The following is a 20,784-nucleotide window of genomic DNA, read 5'->3' on the forward strand; positions in this document are numbered from 1 at the left end:
ATTGCTGAGATTTCCTTTCATACTTAGCGACTTACTCGTATCTTCCCTAAATAGAATCCTTGTCAGGTAATTTATTTAGTACTTTTTTTATTGTCCCTTTGGGAAACATCACCTTACTAATTGTAACTCCATAATCTTTACTAAAAATTAAACTCTCATAATCACCATTCTCAATATAATAAAAAAGATAAAACCCAACATCTGAGATTTCTACTGGACTTAGGTCAACGCCAATAGGTTGACTCGGAATTATTTCAAAATCATCGGGATCTGTATCCAAAATTTTTATATGAGAATGAGCTATTAAACCAAATAATTCACATTCGTTTATTGAGTGGTCATCCAATGGTCTGCAATTATCAATTTCTTCTACACTATCCTTTAAGTAATTAATTGCCATATGAAGGGTATAATTAGAGCCTTTGGCTGGAAATAGTTCATCTTTGATAACAAAATTAAAAAAACCAAATTTCCAGTAACCATCGTTAGACTCTTCTACTTTCTCATAAATAACCGCAAAATCATAAGGATCACCAAAAATCATTTGGCACCTCTAAGCGTTTTAATTTCACTATTAAATTTCTTTAATTCTCTATGTCCAAGTGAGCTATTAGTATCGCCGGTACTTCCACTCCAGTGAAATGCTCCACTTCCATCTTTAGATTCACTAAAAAATCTATGGATATTACCATCAGAATCAATTGACAATCTAGTTTTAGGATCCTTTGTTGGTATAGAATGCTCAAAAAGTTCTAATGAATTTCGAGGTTCAATACCCGCATCAGGTTTATATCCAGCCCCTCCAGGTGTATGCTTCGTATTAGATTTTATGCTTAATCCATTGCCTGAAATTATTGGTTCAGGGATAGGTAAGCGGTTATCCCGCCCCTCTGCAAGATAAATAAGATCATCTTTTGTAGGTGGTTCTAGAATGGGGGTTACGTGTTTACTATCAACAGACTCAGGTATCTGATTGCCACCGGTATCCGTCGGTATTGTAACATTTCCCTTTCTTTCTGTATCTCCTGTATGGTTAGGCCCAAATTCATCCGGATTAGGTGTCGGTGTGATATGCGTGTTGCTGATAGGGTCAGGTATTTGATTCCCACCCGTATGATTAGGCACCTTAATATCTGGAATTGCCGATAAATAACGTCCTTCATAAGAGTCACTAACAACCCCGTTACGACTGCCATCTGGGTTCAGGGCATTAAGGAATTTCCCTTCCTTAGAGTATACAATCAGATACCCTCCATCAATAACAACCATATCTCCTTGTGCAATATAATTTCCTGCACCGCCTTTATCCATAATACGGACAGTATTTCCGTACTGGTCTTTCGCATCAACTGAACTATGGACAAATGCCGAACCAAATGCCCCCTGCTTACTGATAGCTTCTAATGAAACTTGAGATACATTCATAGCAAGTGCATTCTTTTCCCAGAGAATATCAAATTGTTTTTGCTGTTCCGGTGATAAAGCCGCTTTTACCTCAACAATATTTACTTCACCTTCGCCATTGATAAAATCATTGATAGATTTACCAATATTTTTTAATGCGTTATCCAGTGCTAAAGCCATTTCTTTGTTTGCATCGGCATCATTTATACCCGGAAAAATGATTGGCATAGGAACAGGGCCTGCTGGGGTCATAACAAATGCTACTGCATTATTCTCAACCGCATTCTTCCCTGCCTGCGCGGCAGTGACTGCACCCGCCATATCCCCCGTAGTAAGGCCACCCGCTAAACCTGCTGCCAATTGACTCAATGCACTGACTTGCTGTTTCTCCTTCTCACTTAAATCAGAAACCTTCTTGCCTGGGAAGAGGGTGTTTAAGATAACATGAGCGGACAGCTCACCACCGCCTGCACCTAATCCACCCGCAGCAACAGATTGGTTATTTAGCTCAGCAACCACGGCACCTAATACGGCATGCGCCATGGCATTCGCGGCTTTATTCTCTTCACCCACTTGTTGTTTTATCAACGTCGCTAAGTACGGTGAAGAAACATTTGCCAATGCACCTGCTAAATTATCACCGGCCAGTCCTTGCAACAAACCGGTAACCGCCTGAGCCGCTTTTTGGACATCACTGCCCGTGCCGTACTGCGCCATGGCATTATCATAGGCCTGCTGCTGAATTTGTGCCTCAGTTGGTGCCTCTGACAAGTTATTCTCTTTGGCTTTTTCTTCCAGTTGTTCTTTCGCAGCCGCTAACGCATCCGGGTCTTTTTGCGCTTTGTAGCCCGCGATTTCCCCTTCAGCACGGATGATATCCATCGTCTGATTGCCAATTTCACCAATCAACTGAGACTGTTTTAAGCGATTTTGTTCTTTCTCTTTATCGAATATCGGGTTAATACTGCTGTCATTGGCGTGGTCCGTATCGCGATTAAGCGTATTAACATCCTGTTTTTGCTTATCATCATGACGAACGATGATTGTCCCGTCACTAACGGCCGATTTTGTCGTACCTTCTGACTGACCACTGTTATTGGCATTAGATAATAACCCACCCGCTGCATTGGCCAGTAACTGACTGCCAATCGGTCCTCCTGTACCCATTGAACCGCCTGTATGCTCAGCAGTAAAATCGGCTTTGTTGTCAATATCTTTCCAACCCAGCGTCCCCGTATCCAGGCGGTTTTTATCTTTGTCCGCAGTGGAAGCCATCACCGCACCATCAAGTTGAGTGTGCTCTTTGACGCTGACATCAAAGCCACCTTTGCCGGCAAAAATACCGGTTTGTTCTTTCACACTGTCGTAGTTGCTGTGTATCTTGTCTTTGCTGGCACTGATATTGATGTTTGGTGTACCACCTAGCGTGTAACCGCCACCGACGCTGATCTCTTGCTGTTTGGCATCATAGCGGTCACTGTCCTGCTCACTTTGTAAGGTGAGGTCGCGACCGACCTTGACGGTGACTTGTTCACCGCTGACCTGTGCGCCTTTGAGGGTGGTGTCCTGTCCGCTGTTTAAGGTGAGTTTATGACCGGCATCCAGCGTGGTTTCGGTGTGGGTAAGGCCATTGCCTTTTTCATGCCCCTTACCAGCATTAACCCCCGCAGAAATGGTAATGCCATACCCTCCTGAACCGACGCCAATACCGATACCCACGTTACTACCCTGACTGCTGTTTTTACCAGTAGTCTGTTCGGTATTTTGCGCGGAAACCAGATTGATATCTTGTGTGGCAGACAGTGATAAGTCTTTGCCGGCTTTGAGTTCACTGCCGGAGACCGTGATATTACCGCTGTCTGGGTTGCTGTTTTTGTTTTTACCGGTTGCGGTAATCGACAGGTTCTGACCCGCGTTTAATGTGCTGCCCTGTGACTGACGGCTATTAGTATAGGTTTCACTTTTCGATGACTGGCTACCGTAAGACACGCTGACGCCAACTGTATTGGTCTCGCCTTTTTGGTAGCCGTCATTGCTCGGTTTGAGGTTATTTGCAGTATTGTAGTCATTGGCGGCCTCGGTTTTAAGACCATCCAGTTCATAGGCTTGCTGAGCCTGTACACCGGATAAGACCGCTTTGGTATTTTGCAGAGCACTTAATCGACCATCACTTTCTTTTCTCGCCTGCTGAGCGGTACTCACCGCAGTGTTGAGAGCACCGCCAACCGTGCCTGATAACGCCAGCGTCAGGCCACTTTGTTTGGTTTCAAAGGTTTCGGTGCGGGTACGCTCATCATAACCTGGATCTATTTGGACGCTGTCACCGGTGAGGTTTAAGTCTTTCTGGGCAATCAGGTCAGCCCCCCCCACATGCAGTTTATTCCCTGCGGTGATATTGACATCACCTTGTGTGCTACCAATAGTGCTAACACTCTGACTTTGTGTGGTGCCTTTCTCATCCACTTCATGACGGGTGGATTGTTTACCGAGAGTAAATCCGAGCCCACCGCCACTAAACAGACCGCTTTTCTTCTTCTCTTCCAGAAAGTAATGCGAGTCCGTTTCAGTGGCCGCCGTGATATCCACATTATTACCCGCATTTAACGTGACATCCTGTTCAGCAACCACGGAAGACCCTGTTACAGTTAAGTTATTACCTGCATTAACAGTCACTTTTTCTCCGCTCAGGAGACTCTCTCTTTCACGTGTGGTTTCATCGTTTTGGATAGTATGCTCACTGCGGGAGCTTAAAAAGCCTTTTTTGCTGCTGTGTGTTTCCAGATAGGATTGGGTTTCTTCGGTCGCTGTGTTCAGCACCACATTATTCTGAGCATTAAGATTGACGGCGCCTTTTTCACTGTGAATAGCACTGCCTGTCACGGTAATATCGTCAGCACGCGCCGTGATATCAACACCTTTCTGCCCGCTGAACGTACTGCCGGTAACAGTGTGTGATGAGGTTTCATCAATTCGTGAGCCATTGCTCTTCCGACTGAAACGAGTTTTCTCATAATCCTGTGCGGAGATATCCTGTGTAGCAGCAGTAATACTCACCTCTTTCGCACTGACAGCGACGTTTCCTTCACGGCTGTCAACCTGAGCACCTTCTGCGAGGAAATCATTACCTGCATTTAGGGAAACACCTTTATCTCCGCTTAATGTACTGAGTAATAAACGTTCTTCCTCCCGGGTATTGCTGACAGAAGATGTTCTGCTACCTGCTTCAAGATGCGTTTTTGTGGTCGTCGTATCAGACAGAATATTGAGATTATGCCCCGCATCAGCAGCGAGTTGCCCACCGGCTTTTGCCTGACTTCCCTGAAGCGTAATATTCTGCCCTGCTTTCAGGGTAAGGTTACCACCAGCATTCAGTTCACTGCCTTGTGATCGCTGCCATTCACCACTGATATGTGCAAGACGATGTTCACCCGCTTTTTCAAGCCCGTCACGGGTACGGTTACCCATCGCCCCCGAAATAACACGGATATCTCCAGAATGTGTGCTTCTTGCAGACGTAATAGATAAATTATCGCGGGCAGTAACACTGATATCGTTTAATGCCGCAAGTTTAGCGCCCTGCAACTGAATATCATGTCCATTGAGACTGATGTCCGTTGCACTTAAAGAAGCCTGGCGTAATGCATCCTGTAGATTGGTGCTCAGCGTAATGCTGTCCGCCTGAATATTAATGCGTTCTGCACCGATATCCCCCCCATGATGTAAGAACTGTTCCGCATTAACTTCCAGCCCTTTGTCAGCGAGGAGTTGCCCTGCGTTATTGACACTTTCAGCTGAAAGTTGCAGATTTTTACCGCTGATCACCGCGCCACTACTCAGCAGACGCAATGTTGTGTTGGCTAGGTAAACCTTTGGAACCCAAACAGTCTGAGGTCCGTTCGCTGTTTCAACCGTTTCACTGACTAACCAGACAATATCCTGCTGTAGAGCTGCAATTTGGGCTGGGGTTAATTCAACCCCAGGACGTAAGCGAAAGTCTTCCGCGACTTTAATCCCGTTATTCATCAGATATTGATACTGGGCCATCGCATCTTCTTCACGCAGAGATGCGCGACCGGTGAGTTTTAATACTTGCTCGCGCACCAGACGTTGCTCATAAAAACCATCGCCTAAACGTTTATGAACATCTGCCGGAGAGTAACCCACACGAGCCAGTAGATAGTCACTGCTGATAAATTTATCCCTGTCAGTAAACCGTTTATCAGTCACCACCAAATATGGACTATCCGGCGTTAAATTCTGACGAAATAAACCATTATCAGGAATAAAGGTGGCAACATTACTGATATGCTGTTTCTTTGTAAGTGCCAGTTCTGAAGGTAGTAAAGGACGCCCGGAGGGCGATATAGCCTCAGAATACGTTAAATCCGATTTATCGCTCGCAGAAAAATCCGCATTCAATATCGGTTTACCAGTACCTTCAATATGAAAAGCCAGCGGATTACGTGCAAACTCAGCACGCTCAGCTTTTACCGCATTTAATGCTGCTTCAATTTCACTGATTTGAGCGGAATTTACTGTTGTATTGGTAATTGACTGACCATTAATAACAACATTTCCGTTACCTGAAATAATACCGTCGATGGTTTTCAGCGCTATCGTTTCATCGTGTTCAAAAGTCGGATACCAATGCCGGGTATCTCTGTCATAGTGATCTACAATATGCTCCCGGCGATGCTCATTCACTGAATAACCTTTATTCTCAAACCGTCCATTTCCCCTCTTATGGAGATCACCGGCAGAAGTGATCGTACTGGCATCATTAAGTAAGGACCCAGTAATAGTCAGCACCATATTCCCACCAGAAAGAATACGAGCTCCCGTTCCTTCCGAAATAAGTTTATCGCGACTGATAGTTCCTTCGACTGAACGCTCGCGTAAGTTGTTATAATCTGTTACATATGGAATATCAGCAAGATCAAGATGTAATGCAGGATCCCATTGTTCAATAAACCCGATGTCATGCTCACGCCACACGGTATTGTGATAAGGCGTAGGAGGGGTATTCTGACGCCAGCCCCGGGTTTCATAGAATGTCATGGTATAACCGCCATCACTGTCAGGCGTTAATGCCAGATAATTGACCCAAACATCCGTTAACTGACCATCCTTATTTTTTACACGTACCTGCGCGCGTTTATTGCTCGCATCAATATTTAATAACGTACCATAAGGATTTGTGGTTGCCGCGATATCGTTTTTAAATGTCAGTTTCTGAGTTGTCGGGTCAATAGTCGTTTTATCGGTATTCACACCAGATCCGTAAGAGCGCCAGTTATAACTATAACGATGCCACCGGTAATCACTTTTTTCTACATCACGTTGAATTTCCAGTCCTTTACGCAAATTATTGAGTAACCGTGCAGTAATGGAAACAGCACCATCGGCCTCAATAAAGCTGGCATTATTTTCAATTAAATTATCACTGGTGAGTGTGAGAGTATCACCACTATAAATCAGCGCCTGATCACGGTTAGTGAGCGTGTTTTCTGTATGTAGGTCAATGTGTTTTGCTGCAGCAATAACCGCCATTTTTCCCTGATTATCCAGAGTGTTAGCTTTAACACGGATATCATCTCCCATTAAAGTGGCGCTATTGTTCAGGGTATCTACATTAAACGTCATCTTATCGGCTTCTAACCGATTAAGGTTATTCAACTGACCCGTAGTGACTACGAGGTTTTTACTGACCAGCGAGCCTTGGTTAATGAAGTTCAGTCCCGAAAAGGTGAAATCCCCCGGTAATAACCAGTCAGTGAGGTTGGTCAGCGCACCCGCAATATTCAGCGTGACCGATTGATTACTGGTGAGGGTATCGCCTGCGCGGTGCATATAGTCCTGTGCAGCAGTCAACGAAAGTGCTCTCTGGCTTTGGATTGTTCCGTTCTGATTGTTAATGGACTGAGTGTTGATGGCGAGTGCCGAACCACTTTGTAAAGTACCTTGTTGATTCAAAAGAACAAGCTTCGCAGAAGTGGAAGCCTCATCGGTGTTGATTGCAATATTCCCATTAGCTAAAACCTGACCGGATTGATTATTGAGAGTATTCACCCCCGAAAATGTCAGGCTTTCGTTACTTTGCAGTCGACCTGTCGTGTTTTCGATATTTTTGATGGTCAGCGTAGTTTCTTTACTGCCGTGAACCAACCCGTTTTCGCGATTATCTAAGGTATTCAACAACGCCCTGAGGCTACCCTGACTGCTTAGAATACCGTTATGTCGGTTATCCAGCGTGAGCGCAATCAGTTTCAGAGCCTTAGTGGAAACCAGTTGTCCTTGTTGGTTTTGGATATCAGAAGTGGTTAGCGTTAGGGTATCGCCACCATGAATTTTTCCCTGCGTGTTATTGATCTGTGCGATATTGTAAGAGCCCGCCTGCTGACTAATGACAGTTCCCTGACTGTTATCGAGTTGTGTTGCGTTCAGGACAAGTTGATCGAGGCTGCTGACAGTACCTTCACGGTTGTTAAATGTTTTTGTTTCCAGTTGTTGATTTTGATTACTGCGGATCACTCCCGAGGCATTATCAATTCGTTCTGTACCAGTAAGGCTCAACGTTTGCTGGCTTTCGATTTTGCCGGAGGTATTGTCTAATACTTTACTGGTTAATATGAGATTTTCGCCACTTTGCAGTTTGCCCAGAGTGTTATTGAACGCATTTTCAATGGATAACAACAACTGTTTTTGACTATATAGTAAACCACTTTGTGAGTTATCGGCATTCGATACACTGAGCTGTAATGTGCCCCCCGAGAGCAATTGCCCTTGCCGGTTTCTGACGGATTGCCCTGTGGCGACGAGGTTTTGCCCCGCACTGATTTTACCTTCAGTATTATTGATTTCGTTAGCAATCAAGAGTGAAGCAGAGGCACCTGCTTGTAATTTACCTTGTAGATTTCCCAGTGTGTTTGCTGTGAGTTCAATCTCTTTTTGGCTTTGGATTTCACCATTTTGGTTATTAAACATCTGAGCAGTGGCTTTCCAAGAGTCCAAACTACCTATCCACCCCTGCTGGTTGAAAATATTTTGTGCTTGTAATGTTTGTGCCTGCTGGCTGAAGATGCGCCCATCGCGGTTATCGAGCTGTTGTACTACCCGAACCGTTAAACGCCCAAGGGCATTAAGTACCCCTTTCACATTATTAATAAGGTTTGCATTAATGACGGTATCACCTTGGCTGGTAAAAATACCGGTTTGGTTATTAAAATCACCATTGAGAGTGAATAACAGCGCATTCTGGCTGAGTATCTGACCTTCTTGCTGATTACTCAGTTGTTCTCCCGTCAAGGCTAAGGTGCCACCACTTTGCAGCAAACCTGCGTTATTATTGAAAGCGTGACCTTTCCATTGCAATGCGTTACCGGCACTGACTTTACCTTGGCTGTTCTTAAGATCATTTTGTGTGTTTAAGGTGAGCAGGCTACCTGATAACAACTGGCCCTGAGTGTTATCAATAGAGCTTGTGATGAGATCCACCTTTTTTCCTGCTTGCAACATGCCTTTCTGGTTATTGGTATTCCCTTTGATTTTCAGGGTTAATTGAGTACCTGCTTCTAATAAACCAGACTGATTATTCACATCACCTTGACTGATGAGGTTGAGATTTTGGGTCGCAATCACTTTACCGGTTTGATTATCCAGTTGGGCGGTATGGATATTAACGTTTTGACTGCTGACTTCGCCTTTAGCATTATCAATTTGTGTCGTGGTTGCAATATCGAGTTTTTGGCCAGATAGCACTTGCCCATCACGATTATCCAGTGTGTTGGTGGTGATAGCTGTTTGCTTACCACCTTGCAATAAACCTGCTTGGTTGGAGAGTTGCTGTCCGACAGACGTGGTTAGAATCTCATTGGCAATCACTTTTCCTTTCGTGTTATCTAAAGCATTTTTTACTTTGATATCAACAGTGTTTTCACCAACAATCTGTCCTTGCTGATTCTTAATATTGTCAGCAGTCAGTACAATATCTTTGCCGGAAAGTGCGCCATTTTGGTTATCAAGATCGGTGACCGTATTAAGAACAAGTTGCTTACCGGACAATATTTTGCCACTTTGGTTATCAACACGTTGCGCCCCAACAATAAGCTGAATGTCACTTTGCATTGTACCTTGTTGGTTATTAACCACATCTTGCGCTGTTAAAGTTAATTTATCCCCCGCCCCTATAAACCCGCCGGTGTTATTCACCCGCTGGCGAGCGACAACATCAAGAGTGGTTTGGCTAATCAGTCTACCCAGCGAATTATTGAGATTGCCAGTATTGACGGTGACTTTCTGGCTATTAATGATACCAGATTGATTATTCAGTAATTTGTCTGCCTGCAAATCGACTGAATTTCCTGCGACAAGGTTACCGGTAGTATTATCAATCTGTTGTTTAGCTTCTAAGCTTAAGTGGGTTTGGCTTTTAATCGTGCCTGATTGGTTATCAATTGCGTTTGCGGTAAGGGTTAAGTTCCCATTTGCCCCAATTTCGCCTTGTGGGTTAGTAAGAGTATTTTTGACCAGCCAATCTTGCTGAGTATTGCTTAACGCAACTAATCGGCCAGCTTGATTGTTCAGTGAATCAGCACTGAATTTGAGGCGATTGGCTTCAATCACACCACCCTGGTTATTCAGCTGCCCTGAAAGCGCAAATTGACTCTCGTTTGCCCCAGTTTGTACCCACGCACCTTTCTGATTAAACAGGTTATTTGCATTGACCTGCCACTGTTCTGCTTTGACTTGCACTTGTCCGGCGTGAATATCTCGTGCACTGTGGAATTTGACGTGATTAGCATCAATCTTGTCTTGGATGAGGGCAATGTCCCCTTGTTTGGCGGTGAGTGCCAAAGCAGAGGCGGCGATTTGTGTCTGGCTTAAATCCAGAGATTGACCTGTCGCGGTAACATTTTTTTTACTTAATAGAGCACCTCGGGTACCAATTGTACCATCACTGTTTAGAGCAATATCAGCATTATTGATAATGTTGCTTTTATTATCACTGCCTGCGAGCAGGTTACCCTGACTGAGAATATCGCCTTTCGCATTGATTTTAACATCTTGCAGAGCAGCCAGCGTGCCCGTGTTGCTCACCGAGCCTGTTTGGCTTTCAAGGTTTAAGGTACCGCCACTGTGCAATTTACCTTGGTGCCCAATGGTGTCTTTGGCTATCAAAGTAATATCACTGCCTGCTTGGGTGGTGGCTTGTTGTGATTCGCTTCCCCAAATTAGCTTACCGTTGCTATTAACTGTCAATGTCTTATCCGATTGGATGTGCCCGCCTTGGTTACGCACGCCCACGCCTTTTTCGGTACCCACCATTTGGATATAACCGCTGTACATGCCACCCATTTGCCCCATGTCGATGGCAAATTTAGGTTGCGCGGTTTGGCTCTCTATCCGAGTGGCTTTATTTTGCGTATCAACTTTGTTTTTACCCGCAACAACGGCAATTTTTTCTTTTGCCCACACGCCTGAGTTAATTTCAACTGCACGGGCAAGCAGGTCAACATATTGAGTATCGTGACGACTGTCAGCATTCAGTCCTCCACCTTCAACGCGAATAATTCCGCGCTCAACCTGATATCCGGCAAGACTGCCATCCGGATTAAATTGGGGTTTACCAGTAGTGAGAGTCATGCGACCTGCGTTGATGGTGCCACAACCATTACAAATAATTCCCGAGGGGTTAGCAACAATCACTTGTGCTTTACCACCGGCGACTTCAAGAAAACCTTTGATCTGGCTCGGGTTATTGCTGTTAACTTCATTGAGAATGATACGAGCAGGCGCTTTGTTTGGATCAAGGTTCGGATTACCCTGGATCACGCCTGCAATTTGTGTTGAAGTCATCACCGCGGAGTTATTGAGCACAGCACCACGATTATCGACATCAAATTGTTTATATTGGTTATGGGAAATCCCCGAATCATTCGGTGCTACAATATTGACTTGTGGAATACCATTTTGCGTATTGATCACTTCAGGGCGCTGGTTTGGAAGTGCATTATTATCGGCAATAATGTTGCCCGCCATGGCAGAGCTTCCCCACAAAGCCAGCCACAGCAGCAACGAAGTACGGCGCAAAGTGACCCACAAGCGACAGCCATTTGTGCCTCGTGTTTGGCCTGAGTCAGTGCTACAGCTTTTAGCTAGTTCCGATACGACACGTAATTCCCCATGAGTGCGGCTGAAAATTAAACGATAACAATGCTTATTCATAATGGAATTCCTTCAAGAAACAGTACAAACATGGGTAAAACTGAAAATGTCTACTGGCTATCAAATCAATAAAATGCGATTAAATTTCAAGGTTGAGGCTAAAACCAGCCGTCGCCCCTGATGTATCGAATTTTTTCGGCTTATATAACGGCACGCCAACAAACAGGTCGTAGCTTAAACGCGATGAAATTGAGCCACGAAGCCCCAATGCGCTACCCGCGAGTTGGCGACCCACAAGGTATTGAGTACTTTGGCCTTCAACACGCCCGTAATCAGCGGCTAAATACAGCTCTTGTCCTTTAGCAAAAACATTCCAAACCAGTTCGTTGCGCCATAACAGCCCCTTTTCACCCGACAGCACTTGCTCACCGTCAAAACCACGAACGGTATAGCGACCACCGATAGACATGCGTTCCTGAGGGGTTAAAGCATGTTGAGTCCATTGTCCTCGTAGTGCGGTATTCCAGCGCCAGGGTTGTTCACCTAATGTGAATGGTTGATTGAAACTGATATCGCCAAGGAAAATTCCCACGCGAGCACTACCGCTGTGAGTGTCTTCTTCTGGTGCACGGCGTGCGCCATAGGCACCTGTTCCACGACGCCAGTTAACATTGGCATCAAGCGTCGCGTTACCTAAAAAGCTACGCTGGTTAACACCCACTTCCCATCCCGCGGTACGTCGGCGTTGCTGCTCAATATCAATGTCATTAACTGCATTACTGGCTGTTTTTCGGTAGGTACGTAAGTTAAGGGTGGTTTTATGAATTTGATTGCGAAACAGTAACCGTGACACCGTAAGTTGTGCGGTATCGCTCTTGCCACTATAACGTAGCACTTCGTTCGCATTAGGAATATTTTGGTGATAATTATATTTATTGTAATTAACGTTAAAGCCCCAATTGCCTACAGGGATAAAATAGTTCAGGGTGTAAGAGCGGTTACCAAAAGGGCCTTTATCAAATAAGTCTTTGCTAATATTGGCATAAAACATATCATTTTGAGCAAATGGCGCATCTATGGCTAAAGTAGTAGAACCTAAATAGCGCCCGGTACTTTTTGAACCACTGTCATCAAGACCTAAACTAAGCCGTACAGGACGTTTTTCCTGCCAGCTGACCACTAAGTCACTGGTACCATCAATCGGACCGGGCTCAATACGAATATCCGCTGTTACATTAGGTACGCGTTTAAAGTTTTCCAGCCCTTGTTCAATATCACGCAAATTCAAAATATTACCGGACGAAGCAGGGATAGCATTCCACAAACGTCCACGCCATGAAGTGCCGTCATTAAAACGAATGGCATTAATTCGTCCTGGCTGAAGCGTGAGAACCAACTCCCCCCGGGTTAAATCCTGCTCTTGTGCCATTACGCGAGTGGTCACATAACCTTTTTCTAAAATGGCATTTTGTACCTTATTAAGAACCAGCAGAACTCCCTGGCTACCAAGGCATCGGCCTTTAGCCTCGTTAACAGCATTCAATGCCCATTGAAAATTCTCAGCTTCCTCACCTACAAGTTGAATGGAAGAAATAGTAAAGCAAGGGTGTTCATTTTGCGGGTAATCCGGTAGTGATAAATCTGGCTGCTGGATATGCATGTCCACAGCGGGCATGTTTTGTTTCTGTAATAAGCGCTCTCTTTCCTGCTGGCGCTGCTGTTCTCTGGCATCAACAGATAATGCGTGTTGTTCCGGTTGATTTAATGGCTCGGCTAACAACGGCATCGCAACAAAACATCCACCTAACAACCACCACTGATACTGCTTTTTATACTTAAAAAGTTTGTTTGTCATAAACCAACCGAAAATTTATCCGCTGACAAGCATTCTCACTGTCAAAAATTGACCTTAAATTTACACTTCATTACATTAATAAAATTAAATTTAACCAAACGTGCTTTAGATCAAATTTCAGAATAAAAGATCGAATTAATAAACTATTTCAAAGCAAAGATCTAAGATATAACACCAAATAAGAGTATTAGTCTGCATTATTTTTTTGCGCACAAATTTTTTCTGTGTAAATTGATGTAAAAATGAAGAAAAACAGATAAAAAACCGGATACATGCAAGTCTAAATCAGTAAAAAAACTGTTTATTAAAAGAAAGTTTCGATTGAGGATGCTGAAAACAAAAATCGAACGACTTTTGATGGTTAATCAAATAAGGAATAATGATATCAAATGACCTATTTTTACCAGAATTCTCATTCGTATAATATTCAGTATATAATGAGACTGACTTGTGTTTTATATTAACTACCGCTCAAACCATTACTGTATTTGAATTTATAAAATTCACATGTATTTCCCCCATTAGTTATAATACCCCTTCCTTTTTCACATGCGATATCTATTTAAAAGCAAATATTAAAATCAGAAAATGAATTATATTTTACTATCTCAATAATTCCAACATTATACATAAATACCTGACTATCGCTTTGTTGCAAAAACACATCCAACAATGATAATCACCGCGCCTGTTGCCTGAATAACATCAACTTTTTCCCCTAAAGTGAAGTATCCAAAAATTCCTGTTGATACGGGGATTAATAATTGTGTAATATTGAAAATAGTTACCCCCTGTGTTTTTAAAATATAAAATGCCATAAGCATACCTGTGAACATTCCATATATGCCAGCAAGAACTAATAATATTAATAGCTCTTTAGATGTTACCGATAATTCAGAAATAACACCTGTTTTTATAGCTAATAATAAAAACATCAATCCTGAAATAGTTGCTGTTGACGCACTAATTACAATTGCGGGAAGGTATTGCGCTACTATTTTAACAATGACATTTTGTATCGATTGAATACAAATAGCAATGGTTAAAAAGATAAATCCTATATAATTAAATGAGCTAGAACTTAAAGAGCGGTCATTAAAAATAAAAAGAAACGATCCTAATATTGCAATTAATGCACCTGTTATAAATTTATAGTTAAATGCTCTTTCTCGTTCATCAATAAAAAACAAACTGGCAACGAGAATACCTAGTGGCATTGCCAATATACTAAAAACACTCCCTGATAAGGCTGATGTATTCTTTATTCCATTAATGAAAAAGAACATATTGCATGTCATAAATATGGAAAGAACAAAAAGTAGTAGCGCTGTTTTAATATTTATCTTTTTTAAGTGGTTTTTGTACTTTAATAAACAAAAAATACAAAAAAGAACTCCCCCAGAGATAAATCTGACCGCATTATTATTTAATGTATCAAAGTTTAGGCTCATATATCTCATGATAGGAAAACCTAGTCCCATCAGAATTACGTACATACAACGGACTAAAAAATAGTTTTGATTGTTCATCCCCCCTCCTTTATCCTGTATTAATAAAATAAAGTCACAGGCACGCTGTGCACAGAAAAGCAAGCGATCTCAATTAATCTTTTATTTGCAAAAAAACTAAAAAATCACAGCCAACGAATAATTAGATCAAATGAAGTTTCCATTTTTTAATTCCCCCACCCCTCCCACGCGATCAATATATTAATTAACTAATAATAATCTTTTTGCTATAAAATTAGAAAAAGATGTAGAAACAATCCCTCTACGTGCCTGTGAATTAAAATGAGAATTTCTTAAGTCCGTGGTCCAATTACTTTTATCTCTCCATGAAGAACCTAAATAACCTTTATATGTTCCATCAGGATCTTCAGAAGGTTCATTAGTTAAACCTCTTTCATTATTTTCTTGAAATTGTAAAAAATAAATTTCTTTATCTTCATGACAACGATAATTACCATATACAAAGTCATACTCTTTTTTATATTTCTCTTTCCAATACCATGTAGTATCACCACATAGCCAAGGTACTTTATCAATATTATTATCAATACATTGAGCTGAATAATCACTCAAATCATTTCTAAATCTTTCCACCATAGCATTAAATAATTTAGGTTGTTCATAATAATGCTCCGATGCTAAATCAAATTCGCCTTGCATCCAGCAAACCGCTATTAACTTATTTAATGGATTGTAATCAAGAGCAAATTTTACTCTAGTTAATAAATCAAAATATAAAGGTGTATCAATCCCCCAACGTAATGAATCAGGACTGGCTCCTGTAGCTAAATTAAAAGAACCGTTCAAACCAATAGTAAAAGCGGCTCCGCCCCTACAACAAGGAACAAGTAAAATGCCTGCGTTGTCAGGTATATATGGAAGAATTTTTTTAGCTATATGCAATCCCTGACCGACACAACCATATTCACCATTTGTTAAGTTAGCTTTAGGATGATGAAATAAGCTCATATCTTGCACATCATGAAGACAATGATCGGCAGGAATAATTTCATTATACTGGCAGGGTTTTCCTCCAGGAGTGATTGTACTTCTTCTAGCCAATTGTTTAATTCTTGGATTCGGGCAATCAAGCGTTTGCGGGAGTGGAAGCCCCTCGCCATAAGCCATACCATTAGATTGTCCTGCCAGAGGTAGCACATACCAGAATTCAACTTTAGCGCCCCCATTGTTTTTTCCTTCTAAATCAGAGCTATACATACTCTTATATCCTCACTTCATTATTTTGTATAATCTTTAATGTTTTCTTATAATGTGTCACCATTCTCTTTACTATTTTTGGGCGTAAAAATACGGAGTAACAGATGTTGACCACTAAAAGAAAACCACTGGTAACAAAAAAGTTATCTGAAATTGTTGCTGATGAGTTAGAAAGTATGATCCGACGTGATGAGATCAAAGAAGGAGAATATCTTCCTTCCGAACGTGAACTTATGGATTTCTTTGGCGTTGGTCGACCATCAATCAGAGAAGCATTATCTGTATTAAGGCACAAAGGTCTTATAAAATATAATAAGGGTGAAAAAGCCAGTGTATGTCGACCTTCTGCGGAAATGATTATCAACAGTTTATCTGGCATAGTTACCGATTTTCTCTCTACCCCAGAAGGTGTTAGTGACTTTGAAAGACTACGCATATTTTTTGAAACTCATCTAGTCAGATATGCAGCTAAACATGCAACCGAAAAAGATTTAGAAAAACTAGAGAAAATACTAGACATTCATCATAATTCATTAAGAACACCTGATGCCTATGCACAATATGATATTGAATTTCATAAAATATTAGCCGATATTCCACAAAATAAGATCCTCAAAACACTTCACTCTGCACTATCGGAATGGCTTATCTCAGCTAAGCCTCTTGAAAAAAATAAAATGACCTATGAGAATAATAAAAAAACACATACTCAACACATTGAAATCTTTCAAGCTATAGCCAATCACGATGCAGAAAAAGCAGAATTATTGATGGAAAATCATTTAAAACATCGTATCAAATTATGATCCAATAATATTAATGCTTTATACTCAATATATTATTTTTGACTCAATCCAATTTATAAATAGTTCAGGCCATCTTTTTACTGGTAAATCAGAAGTCCATTGAATACCAAAACCATGGCCCCCCTTCTCATAAATATGCATCTCTGTTGGTACATTATATTTTATAAGGGAGTCGAACATTAATAAGCTATTTTCGACAGGCACTAAAGGGTCATCGCAACAATGTAATAGAAAAACGGGTGGTAGTTTTGAATTAACATTACATTCTGCGCTATAATTTTTTATATTAATATCATCAGTATCATGACTAATTAATTTATCTTTTGAGCCTTTATGTGTGATTGAATCACTCATTGATATAACAGGATATATTAATCCGGCAAAGTTAGGCATAATTAAGTTAATATCAATTTTTTCATTAGATAAAATACAACTATCAGCATTATATGCTTGGGTAATAAGCATTGCCGCTACATGACCTCCAGCAGAAAACCCCATAATTCCAATGCGATCTTTTTCAATTTTCCATTTAGATGCATTTTTTCTTATATACATCATTGCCAAAATAGCATCATTAAATGGGCGATTAATATCGTCAGAAAATAAAGGTGACGGTAATCGATATGTCAGAACAAATATTGTGTAACCCTTAGATAAGAAAAAAGGCGCTAATGCAGTACCTTCTTTATCAAACATAACTGCCTGATATCCCCCACCGGGTATCACTAAAATACCACATCCATTAGAATGTTCTGGAGTAAAAATAGTTAATTGTGGATGAGATATATTTGTAACGACTCTATCAAGAGAATATTCACCATTGTGTTCAGGATCTTGATAAACAAGTTCACCTAGAGGTTCATTAAATAGAACATTTGATGTAATTAAATCTATTCTTGTCGATTTTTCAAATAAATCCACCATCATTTCATTTAGTTTTTCATTTATGATTTCCATATACGCCTCGATACCATAATAATAAAAGTTTTAATAAATTAAATTCCAGTAGAGTGATTAATGTTTAATAAAACATCTATATTTAATTTAAAATAAAAGCCTATATTTTTATAATATAGGCTATTTATTATTCTATTTAATGACTTTTACGTCATCACCATTTTGTTTCAAGAAAAATATATCGGATATTGCCTCTCCGTTACCTTTTTCACCACCAATAATAAGCATTCCATCTTTCCACGGAAGTGATACACCGTATGCAATTCCTTCCGGCAAAGAAGCAACTCTGATCCATTTATCATTTCTCAGTTGATAAATATCCTTGGAATAATGTTTTATTAAACCTTTATGAGACCAGTATAACCCTTTGTTATAATTATCAATCGCGCCAGGGAAATAAGCCCCTCCAGCGAGAGTTAAATTACCATTAATAAAAGCACCATATGCTCCAGATACACCATCAGGTACTGCAACAGAAGGAAGTTTTGACCACTCAATAGTTCTATCTTTTATATTACCAGCCCACACAGATGTTGAACGAAGACCTGGCTTACGCTCGCCTGCAAGAAGAAAAATGTGATTATTGTCGGTCACAACAGAAGAACCTGCCGTGCCAGCAAATGGTAATATTCCAAAATTCATCCAAAGATTATTATCAGGACTAAATGAAATAATCTGCTTGTTTAAAAAATAATCTTCCTCAGGTTTACTAAAGTAATTTTCATTTATTTTATCTTTTAGCGAAGTATTATTATTTGCATAATTTATATCATGAAATAATCCATTAAATATATTAGCATTCACTCCACCAAAGGATATTATTTGATCTTTATAGGCAAAAGAAATATGTCCAGCAAGACTCACAGGAGGACGGGTTAATAATTTCTCCCACTTATCCTTTTTGATATCATAAACATAAACATATTCTTGTACTTTTGTCAGGCCCGAATTATCTTTACCAATTCCACCTAAAATATAAATTTTATTATTTAAAGTAATCGCAGTTGCCTGTTCTCTTGGAACATCAGGGAAAGATGCAATTTTGACCCACTGATTATTTTCTGAATTGGCATCTATCTTATACCAATTCTGCCCCATACTTCCTAACCCAACATAAATATTATTATTTACAGCAACACCAACTCCATACTTCAATGGTTCAGGAAGATTAGGTAGAACAGAAGCATACGCACTTACATTACATATTAAAACCAATAGCAAAGTTAATATTCTCATATATTATCCTTACTTATTAAAAGTTTATAAGAACACCAATACGATAACTATTTTCGTGTAAATTATCCCGACCAAGATAGGCACCTTGCTTATCAAGATAGTCATATTCAACATATGGTGTAATAGTTGGTGAGAATTTATATTGAACAACAAATGCATTTTCTGTTGCTGTTTTTTTATGATTCCCGTATCTGAAGTTATTCGCTTTTGTATATGCTGTTGTCTGCCAAGCAAATAACCACGAATCGTTTATCCTGTATGTGAAATATCCATCAATTTGGTATTGATTATTTCTTGAGGAATTTCCATCAAGATCTGTTTGCCGAAACGCTTTCCAATCATAACGAAGACGAACACCGAGATTAATATCAGGATTGACTTGATAAGATAATTTAAGATAAGGATTGTATTGGCTACCTGCAGACATCCATTGGGTTTGGATCCCTGGGATTAAGCTCCACTTATCATTAAGTTTATATGTTTTATTTAAATCTATTTTGCTGTAATTCAGAGCAAGCAATTCATTACTATTGTCATGAATTTTATTCCAACTAGTAGATTCAAAACTCGCCCACCAACCATTGCTCCATCCATGACTAACTTGTACCAATGATTCATAAGCATGACTAGCGCTTCGATATCCTCCTCTTAAGTTTAGCGTTAAAGCCTGCGAACAAAAAGGAATGCTAAGAAGCGCTAATAATAGCGTTGATTTATATTTCATAATTACCCTTATATTTAAAATAAGATTTTTATCATATGAGATATTTCATACAGCATTGTTTTAAAATTTTTTAGCTTCAAACCAATCTAAGAATAAATATTTCCATTTTTCAGAAGGTGTTTTTTTTAATTCAGAAATACCAAAACCATGCCCTCCTTTTTCAAATAAGTGTAAATCAACAGATAATTTCTTTTTATATAACTCCATAAAGAATCGATACGAGTGGTTAAATGAAACATCCGTATCATCTATTGAGTGAATAATAAAAACTGGAGGCATCTCCTCGGGAATGTTTAATTCCGCACTATATATATTTTCTTTTGATGAATTACCTATAAGATTGAATTTACACCCCAAATGTGCAATATCTTTTTGCATAGATATCACCGGGTAAACCAATGCTAAATAATCTGGTTTTATATTTATATCCACCTTATTTAAATAACACTGAATAACCAAATTACTTGCTATATGCCCACCCGCTGAAAACCCCATGACTCCTACACTATTCAACTTAATATTTTGTTTTTCCTCCCATCGTTTTATAAATTGCAACGAATTAAATGCATCAATAAAAGGAAAAGGAAAAGAATTTATTTTAAAATCGGGCATTCGATAAGATAAAATAAATGATGTATATCCTTTTGATGCAAACCATTTAGCAACAGATAATCCTTCTATACCATATACAACTCTACGATATCCTCCACCTGGAATAATGATAATACCGTGTTTATTACTTACATATGGCTGAACAACTGTTACAATAGGTTTTTTAATATTGTATAAAATAGCATTTTCACAGAAATATTCCGTTGACTCGCTAATTGATAACAATTTATCTTTTTCTAAAAAATAATGTTTTATTGTATATTCTTTGAATTTAAGCAGTATATTTCCTTTCATCATAGA

10 protein-coding genes are annotated in these 20,784 nt (G+C 40.1%); 1 reads left to right on the forward strand and 9 read right to left on the reverse strand.

Features of this window, described 5'->3' with window-relative positions; all coding sequences use genetic code 11:
- Window positions 1-46: 46 nt before the first annotated feature.
- From QSH13_RS11625 to QSH13_RS11645, 5 genes are all read right to left on the reverse strand, one after another.
- Window positions 47-544 (reverse strand): immunity 42 family protein, encoded by a 498-nt coding sequence (locus QSH13_RS11625; protein ID WP_109396356.1) that lies wholly within the window; start codon window positions 542-544, stop codon window positions 47-49.
- Window positions 541-11,628, reverse strand: coding sequence for a hemagglutinin repeat-containing protein (locus QSH13_RS11630; protein WP_286039166.1), 11,088 nt, complete (start codon window positions 11,626-11,628; stop codon window positions 541-543). Before QSH13_RS11630 ends, QSH13_RS11625 begins: the two co-directional genes overlap by 4 nt.
- A gap of 79 nt (window positions 11,629-11,707) precedes the next feature.
- Window positions 11,708-13,354, reverse strand: a complete 1,647-nt coding sequence (locus QSH13_RS11635) for a ShlB/FhaC/HecB family hemolysin secretion/activation protein (RefSeq protein ID WP_286039215.1) — start codon at window positions 13,352-13,354, stop codon at window positions 11,708-11,710.
- A 710-nt stretch (window positions 13,355-14,064) separates the two neighbouring features.
- A complete protein-coding gene (locus QSH13_RS11640) occupies window positions 14,065-14,952 on the reverse strand; it encodes a DMT family transporter (protein WP_286039165.1) in 888 nt (295 codons plus the stop codon).
- A gap of 180 nt (window positions 14,953-15,132) precedes the next feature.
- Entirely contained in the window at window positions 15,133-16,149 is a 1,017-nt protein-coding gene (locus QSH13_RS11645) for a sialate O-acetylesterase (protein WP_109396998.1), read from the reverse strand.
- 104 nt (window positions 16,150-16,253) lie between these two features.
- On the opposite strand from QSH13_RS11645, the gene nanR reads away from it, so the two are divergent.
- Complete coding sequence (gene nanR / locus QSH13_RS11650; RefSeq protein ID WP_109407078.1) at window positions 16,254-16,955, forward strand: transcriptional regulator NanR; 702 nt, start codon at window positions 16,254-16,256, stop codon at window positions 16,953-16,955.
- A gap of 24 nt (window positions 16,956-16,979) precedes the next feature.
- Here the strand turns inward: nanR and QSH13_RS11655 are convergent, their stop codons facing one another.
- The 4 genes from QSH13_RS11655 to QSH13_RS11670 all read right to left on the reverse strand — a co-directional run bounded on the left by QSH13_RS11655 (window position 16,980) and on the right by QSH13_RS11670 (window position 20,778).
- Window positions 16,980-17,912 carry an alpha/beta hydrolase gene (locus tag QSH13_RS11655; protein ID WP_228407245.1) on the reverse strand — a complete coding sequence of 311 codons (933 nt, stop codon included), beginning with the start codon at window positions 17,910-17,912 and terminating at the stop codon, window positions 16,980-16,982.
- 132 nt (window positions 17,913-18,044) lie between these two features.
- A complete protein-coding gene (locus QSH13_RS11660; protein ID WP_286039164.1) occupies window positions 18,045-19,148 on the reverse strand; it encodes an N-acetylneuraminate epimerase in 1,104 nt (367 codons plus the stop codon).
- 16 nt (window positions 19,149-19,164) lie between these two features.
- The gene (locus QSH13_RS11665) at window positions 19,165-19,872 is read right to left on the reverse strand and encodes an oligogalacturonate-specific porin KdgM family protein (RefSeq protein WP_109397001.1); all 708 of its coding nucleotides are present in this window, start codon (window positions 19,870-19,872) and stop codon (window positions 19,165-19,167) included.
- Window positions 19,873-19,932: 60 nt separating this feature from the next.
- The gene (locus QSH13_RS11670; RefSeq protein ID WP_286039163.1) at window positions 19,933-20,778 is read right to left on the reverse strand and encodes an alpha/beta hydrolase; all 846 of its coding nucleotides are present in this window, start codon (window positions 20,776-20,778) and stop codon (window positions 19,933-19,935) included.
- Between the last annotated feature and the right edge of the window lie 6 nt (window positions 20,779-20,784).

Source organism: Proteus faecis, from assembly GCF_030286765.1.
Classification (GTDB): Bacteria; Pseudomonadota; Gammaproteobacteria; order Enterobacterales; family Enterobacteriaceae; genus Proteus; species Proteus faecis.